The 6,322-nt window shown below is 66.7% G+C and carries 8 protein-coding genes; 4 read left to right on the top strand and 4 right to left on the bottom strand.

The features are described from left to right. Positions 1 to 260: 260 nt before the first annotated feature. On the bottom strand, positions 261 to 821 hold the full coding sequence (locus DF286_RS14900; protein ID WP_109272463.1) for a hypothetical protein: 561 nt from the start codon (positions 819 to 821) through the stop codon (positions 261 to 263). Between the two features lie 305 nt (positions 822 to 1,126). Between DF286_RS14900 and DF286_RS15225 the strand changes: the two genes are divergently transcribed. Beyond that, positions 1,127 to 1,300 (top strand): hypothetical protein, encoded by a 174-nt coding sequence (locus tag DF286_RS15225; RefSeq protein ID WP_158274713.1) that lies wholly within the window; start codon positions 1,127 to 1,129, stop codon positions 1,298 to 1,300. A gap of 63 nt (positions 1,301 to 1,363) precedes the next feature. On the opposite strand, the gene DF286_RS14895 is transcribed toward DF286_RS15225, so the two are convergent. Next, on the bottom strand, positions 1,364 to 2,644 hold the full coding sequence (locus tag DF286_RS14895; RefSeq protein WP_109272462.1) for an MFS transporter: 1,281 nt from the start codon (positions 2,642 to 2,644) through the stop codon (positions 1,364 to 1,366). Positions 2,645 to 2,674: 30 nt separating this feature from the next. Then, positions 2,675 to 4,243, bottom strand: coding sequence for a leucyl aminopeptidase (locus tag DF286_RS14890; RefSeq protein WP_109272461.1), 1,569 nt, complete (start codon positions 4,241 to 4,243; stop codon positions 2,675 to 2,677). 138 nt (positions 4,244 to 4,381) lie between these two features. Here DF286_RS14890 and pgsA point away from each other — a divergent pair, with 138 nt between their 5' ends. Genes pgsA through DF286_RS14875 form a run of 3 tightly spaced genes read left to right on the top strand, consistent with a single transcriptional unit; the run spans position 4,382 to position 5,630 of the window. Next, positions 4,382 to 4,948, top strand: coding sequence for a CDP-diacylglycerol--glycerol-3-phosphate 3-phosphatidyltransferase (gene pgsA / locus DF286_RS14885; protein WP_109272460.1), 567 nt, complete (start codon positions 4,382 to 4,384; stop codon positions 4,946 to 4,948). Between the two features lie 5 nt (positions 4,949 to 4,953). Then, positions 4,954 to 5,214 carry a MoaD/ThiS family protein gene (locus tag DF286_RS14880; RefSeq protein ID WP_109272459.1) on the top strand — a complete coding sequence of 87 codons (261 nt, stop codon included), beginning with the start codon at positions 4,954 to 4,956 and terminating at the stop codon, positions 5,212 to 5,214. Continuing rightward, entirely contained in the window at positions 5,211 to 5,630 is a 420-nt protein-coding gene (locus DF286_RS14875; protein WP_109272458.1) for a molybdenum cofactor biosynthesis protein MoaE, read from the top strand. The genes DF286_RS14880 and DF286_RS14875 overlap by 4 nt, the downstream gene beginning before the upstream one ends. A gap of 94 nt (positions 5,631 to 5,724) precedes the next feature. Here the strand turns inward: DF286_RS14875 and DF286_RS14870 are convergent, their stop codons facing one another. Further along, entirely contained in the window at positions 5,725 to 6,318 is a 594-nt protein-coding gene (locus tag DF286_RS14870) for a fasciclin domain-containing protein (RefSeq protein WP_158274712.1), read from the bottom strand. Positions 6,319 to 6,322: the final 4 nt, after the last annotated feature.

The raw sequence follows: 6,322 nt of genomic DNA, 5'->3' as shown, positions 1-6,322 counted from the left end.
CACCCTTATCGGACGTTTGGCGAACGCGTTGTTAGGCCCCATGGGCAATCCAAATATCAAGGGATGACGCTGAAGGAGCGCCTGTTCTTCGCTGGCTTGCTCGAGCGGTTCGATGAAGGAGCGCGCGGGATCGAGCAACACTAGAAGAGCTGCAAACCGTAGCTCAGCCTGAAAAATTAGATCGGACTGCGGCCAACCGCCGGAGTTTCGCGGAAGCCGAGCCGGGAGGCGCGCTCCCGGCTCGGCCGCTGTGCGGCAGATCAGTCGACGAGGTCGATGATGCTGCGGATGACGCTTGTCGCCGGATCGACGACATAGACCCGATCCTCGTCATAATAATAGCGATAGGCGTCCGGATCGTAGTCGGGGATATCGTCCCAATATTGCTCCGGCACGGGCACGTAGCGATAGCCTGAGGGAAGGCGCTGGCCCACATCATAGAGCTGACCGGCCTGGCCTGGCGGGATGCAGGCGGGCGACTTCTTCGTCAATCCCGGCGGGCAGGCTTCGCCGCGCCAGCGATTTTCGTTCCGATCCTCGATGCCGTCGCGATCGCGATCGATCTGCCGGTCGCGAAGCGCGGCTTCGCGTCGATTTTGCTGCCCATCGCGCGTCCGGTCGACGCTCGCGCCGGTGCGGTTGCGGGCGCGAATGTCGGCACGGCTGTCGGTCCGCGCATTTCCGCGACTGACGACGCCGGTGCGGTTCGAGGGGCTCTCGACCTTCGGGCCGGCGCCCCGGCTCTTTCCTTGCATTTCGGCCGCAGCCGGCATGCTGAAGGCCATCACGGCGGCGCCGGCACATAGAAGCAACTTACGCATTTCACTCACTCCACAACAATTGGTGGTGAGCGGTGAACGAGGACCTTTGACCACCCGTTGCAAGATTGCGGCGAGCGGTTCGACAGTTGAGGCAAATTCCCAGTCGACCAGGCGCCGGTTTTGTGCGGCCCAATACTGCGGCTCGTCATGCGGCCCAGCGGCAAACCGGCCCGAAAGTCATGCCCCGTCCATCCTCCATCCATTCACCGCGAAAAATGCACGGGGCTGTGTCAGGGTGGGACAGCGTCTTTATTCGTGGGTTCAAGGACTTGAAGGAGCGGTTAAGAATTCCTTAACTAGACGGAATGAACCGCCTCTCGTCCCTGATCGTCCGCCGCGTCGGACCGTTCGCGCCGCCGCTGGTGTGGGAGCGATTCGGGGAGCGCAGGGAGGCTGAGCCGGATCCGCTGGCCGACCTCAAGCTGTTCGCGACGGGCTGGGTGGGCGGTCTCGTCTTCTTCGGGACGCTGCTCGCCTGACCGCCCAGGGCATCGTTACGTCGTCCTGGATGGCTTCGCGTTGCTCGCAATGACGTGCGCCACCTAATCGCAGGCGAGGTGGAGCTTCCAGCCGATCCAGGCGGCGCCGAGGCTGGCGACCGCGACCATCAGCAGCGTTTCCGCCACCGAGAAGCCGAGCTGGACCAGCACGGTCAGCAGCACGGCCGCCAGCACCATCGCGCCCGAATTGACGATGTTGTTGGCCGCGACCGTGCGCGCGGTCTCCGACTTGTGCACCGTCGTGGTGAGGAAGGCGTAGAGCGGCACCACGAACATGCCGCCCGCGACCGCGACGCCGAACAGGTCGAACATGATCCATTCGGCGGTCGGGATGACGATGAAGGTCTGCAGATCCATCAGCTCCGTGCCGTTTTCGGGCCAGTGCAGCACGTTCCAGTAGAGATGGACGATGAACAGGCCCATGGCGATGGCCGAGGCGGGGGCATATTTGGCGAGCACGCGGCCGGCCAGCAGCCGGTTGATGATGACCGAGCCGAGCGCGACGCCGACCGAGAAGATGGCGAGGAAGAGCGTCGCCACCTGCTCGTTGGCGTCGAGCTCGTTCTTCACCAGCGGCGGGAATTGCGCGGCGAGGATCGCGCCCATCGCCCAGAAGAAGCTGATCGCCATGATGGCAAGGAACAGCCGGGGGATGTGCATCGTGCCGCTGACCAGCGAGATCGAGGCGCGGACGATGTGCCAGTCCATCTTCGGGATGGGGGCATCGGGTTCGGGCGGGGCGGGCGGCACCTGGCCGCCGACGGCGCGGCCGATCGCCGCCACGATCAGCACGCCCGCCGCGGCGATGTCGCCATGCTCCCGGCCCAACAGGCCGCCGGCGATGGTGCCGAGCAGGATCGCGCCATAGGTGCCGGCCTCGACGAGACCCGTGCCGCCCAGCACCTCATCCTTTTTGAGGTGCTGGGGAAGGATGGCGTATTTGATCGGGCCGAAGAAGCTGGAATGGACGCCCATGGCGAAGAGGGCGGCGAGGAGCAGCGGCACATTGTGGAGCAGGAGCCCGGCCGCGCCCGCGATCATGATGAAGATTTCGGCGGTCTTCACGAAGCGGATGATCCGCGCCTTGTCCATGGAGTCCGCCAGCTGGCCGGCCAGCGCGGAGAAGAGGAAGAAGGGCAGGATGAAGAGTCCGCCGGCGATGGCGTTGAACGTCGCTTCCTTGGTCTCGTCGCTGTAGATGGCGTAGGTGACGAGCATCACCATCGCCGACTTGAAGAGATTATCGTTGAACGCCCCCAGGAACTGGGTGGCGAACAAGGGCAGGAAGCGGCGCTTGCCGAGCAGCCGGAAGGACGGTGTCATGGCTGAGCGCTCCCGCTCCCGGCCGCCCCGTCAATAACCTCCCTGTCCCTTGCCGCGCGGCACCGGCTGGAAATCCTGGACGAAACGGTCAAGCAGGCGCACGCCATAGGCTGCCGCGCCCGCGGGGACGGTCGGCTCGTCCGCGTCGTTCCAGGCCGTGCCGGCGATGTCGATATGCGCCCAGGGGGTTTCCGGCTCGACGAAGAAGCCGATGAAGTGCGCGCCATAGCCGGCGCCCGGCGCGCCTTCGCCGCTATTCTTGATGTCGGCGATGTCCGACTTCACGTCCCTGGAATAGGAGGGATGAAGCGGCAGGCGCCAAAGCTCCTCGCCGGTCGTCTGCCCCGCGGCGGCCAGCTGGTCGGCGAGATTGTCGTGCCGGCTGAACAGGCCGGCATACTCGCTGCCCAAGGCCCGCACGACCGCGCCCGTCAAGGTGGCGACGTCGACGATGGCGGCGGGATCGTAGCGCTTGTCGGCATAGGCGACGGCGTCGGCGAGGACGAGGCGTCCTTCCGCGTCGGTGTTGATGATCTCGATCGTCTTGCCGTTGTTGGCCTTGACGACGTCGCCGGGCCGGGTGGCGCCGCCGCCGGGCATATTCTCGGCCAGCGCGGCGATGGCCACGACATGGACCGGCGCCTGCCGCTTGGCGAGCGAGAGGACGGTGCCGACGACCGCGGCCGCGCCGGACATGTCGGTCTTCATTTCCCACATGCCCGAACCGGGCTTCAGCGAGATGCCGCCGGAATCGAAGGTGATGCCCTTGCCGGCAAGCACGATCGGGTTCGCCGGCGCGCCGCTGCCCTTATATTCGACGATCATCATGCGCGGCGGGCGCGCGGAGCCCCGGCCGACGCTCAGGATCGAGCCCATGCCGAGGCGCTCCATCGCCGGCACGTCGAGCACTTCGATGGTGACGCCGCCGACGCCTTGGAAGGCCTCCTGGGTGCGGGCGACAAAGCTTTCCGGATAGACGACATTGGCCGGCTCGCTGATGAGATCGCGCGTGAACGTCACCGCCTCGGCAAGCGGTTGGCCTTCACGGCGGAACCGCGTCTCGGCAGCGGCGGCGTCGCCGGTGACAATGGTGAAGGGGGCATCGAGCCCCGCCGGCCGCGGATCCTTGGGATCGGCATATTTGTAGCGATCGAAGCTGTAGCCGCCGAGCCGGGCGCCGACGCCGAGTTGCACCGCCGCATTGTCGATCGAGCGGGCGAGATGGGTGGCGACCAGGGTCACCGGGCCGTCATTCTGGGCGGTTTCGGCCGCCGCCTTGCCGCCAATGTCCTGCAGCGCGGCCGCATCCAGAGCCTCGTCGCCGGTGCCGACGATCACGAGCTGCGACCAGGGGCCGATTCCGCGCAGGGTGAGGCTGCTGCCCGCCTCATAGTCGAAATCCGCCGACCGGAGCGCAGCCCCGACGACGCCGCGGACCGCCTCGTGAAGCCCGGTCTGAGCCGCCAGATCCTCGGCGCTGGAGAGGGGAAGCACCAGCGCGCCTGTCTGAGGCGCGCTATCCGCGAAGGCGATCGGGCGAGCCGCCACGGCCGGAGTGAGGGCGCTGGCCATGAGGGCGATCGCCGCGAGGTAACGCATTACGAATAACTCCCGCTCTGAAAATGTTGCGCTTTTCTGTCGAAGCTTGGAGGCTTGCACAAGCCCCGCATTCGCCGCATCACGCTGCTGATGCGCGCGGCTCCCATTTGCGCGCCAACCGCGCTAAGGGGGGTGCGGATGCTTACCCTGCCCAACGTCCTGACCCTTTCGCGCATCTTCGCGGTCCCGATCCTGGTGGCGCTCCTGTGGCGGCCCGGCTGGTTCGATTACGCGATCACCTTCGTGCTCTACTGCCTGGTCGGCATCACCGATTATTTCGACGGCTATCTCGCGCGGGCGAAGGGGACGGTGTCGCGGCTCGGCGTGTTCCTCGATCCGATAGCGGACAAGATCATGGTGGCGGCGGTCATCGTCATGCTCGTATCGACCCGCAATTCGAGCGGCGAGCCGATCATCCACAGCTTCCACATCATTCCCGCGCTGGTGATCCTGCTGCGCGAGATCATCGTCTCGGGGCTGCGCGAATTCCTGGCGGGGCTGCAGATTTCCGTGCCGGTGAGCCAGCTCGCCAAATGGAAGACGACGTTCCAGCTGGTCGCGCTGGGGGCGCTGATCCTGGCCGGAGCGGTGCCGCAATGGCCCTGGGTCCATATGGTCGGCCTCGTCAGCCTGTGGGCCGCGGCCGTCCTGACGCTGGTGACGGGCTGGGACTATCTGCGCGTCGGCATCAAGCACATGGACTAGACGCCATGGCGATCGTCGATCTCGTCTATTTCGGACATCTGCGCGAGGCGCTCGGCCGCGACGGCGAGCGCATCGACACGCCGAGCCATGTCCTCACCATCGAGGATCTGCTCGACTGGCTGGCGGAGCGGGGCGAGCCTTACCACCGGCTGCTCGCCGACCGCGGCCGGGTTCGCGCCGCCGTCGACCGTCAGCACGCCGGGCCGGACGACAGCTTCTTCGGGGCGCAGGAGGTGGCGCTGTTTCCACCGCCGGGGGCGGCATGATCGATGTGCGCGTCCAAGCCGCCGACTTCGATTCCGGGCGCCAGCTGGCGCGGCTGGAGGAATTGGGCAAGGGCGCCGTGGCGAGCCTGATCGCCATGGTCGAGGCGGAGGACGGGGTCAGCAAGATTGTCGTCGAGCAATATGCGGCGATGGCGAAGGCCGAGCTCGGCCGTATCGCCGGGGACGCGGAGGCCCGCTGGCCGCTCGCCGGGATCATTCTCATCCACCGTCACGGCGCGCTGGCGCCGGGCGACCGCATCCTGTTCGTCGGCGTCGCCGCCGCCGATCGCAAGGCGGCGACGGAGGCGCTCTCCTTCCTTTCCAGGGCGATGCGGGAGCGGGCGCCCTTCTGGCGCAAGGAAAAGCTGCCCGACGGCGCCTGGCGATGGACGGAGAGCCTCCCGACCGAGGGATAGCTAGTTGTCATTGCGAGCGAAGCGAAGCAATCCAGCCGCTTGCGCGAAGACTGGATTGCTTCGTCGCTATGCTCCTCGCAATGACAGCATGGGATCAGCTCGAAGGAAGCAGCACCGACTGGGTGACGTGGAAGACGCCGTTGGCGCTGGCGATGTCGGCCTGCTCGACCGTGGCGCGGCGGCCGTTGGGATCGGTGACGACGATACGGCCGCTCTCCAAGGTGATGCGCAGATTGGCGCCGCCGAGCGTGCGGTAGCTGGCGTGGCCGCCGCCCGACTGGATGTCGGACATGATCTGCGAACGGGGCTTAGCGCCTTCGACGATATGGGCGTTCACCACGCCGGTCAGCTCCGGCCGGCTGCGGGGGTCCATCAGCGCCTCGACCGTGCCGTTGGGGAGCGAAGTCCGGAAGGCGGTGTCGGTGGGGGCGAAAAGGGTGAAATCGCCCTGGCTCGACAGCCGTGTCGCGGCGCCCGCCGCTGTGATCGCCGACACCAGAGTCTTGTGATCGCCCGAATTCTGCAGATTCTGGTAGAGCGTGTAGTTCGGATACATGGTCGCGCCGCCGACCGTCGGATAGCTCGGCGCGGCCGGGGCCTGAGGCTGCTCCTTCTGCGCGGGAACGCAGGCCGCGACGGCGGCGACCATCGACAGGGCCAGCAGGCGGCTCAGCAGCAGCTTGGGCATGGGG

The organism is Sphingosinicella humi (assembly GCF_003129465.1).
GTDB lineage: Bacteria > Pseudomonadota > Alphaproteobacteria > Sphingomonadales > Sphingomonadaceae > Allosphingosinicella > Allosphingosinicella humi.
The sequence above is the reverse complement of the archived record's forward strand: the minus strand, read 5'-3'. Positions and strand labels throughout refer to the sequence as shown.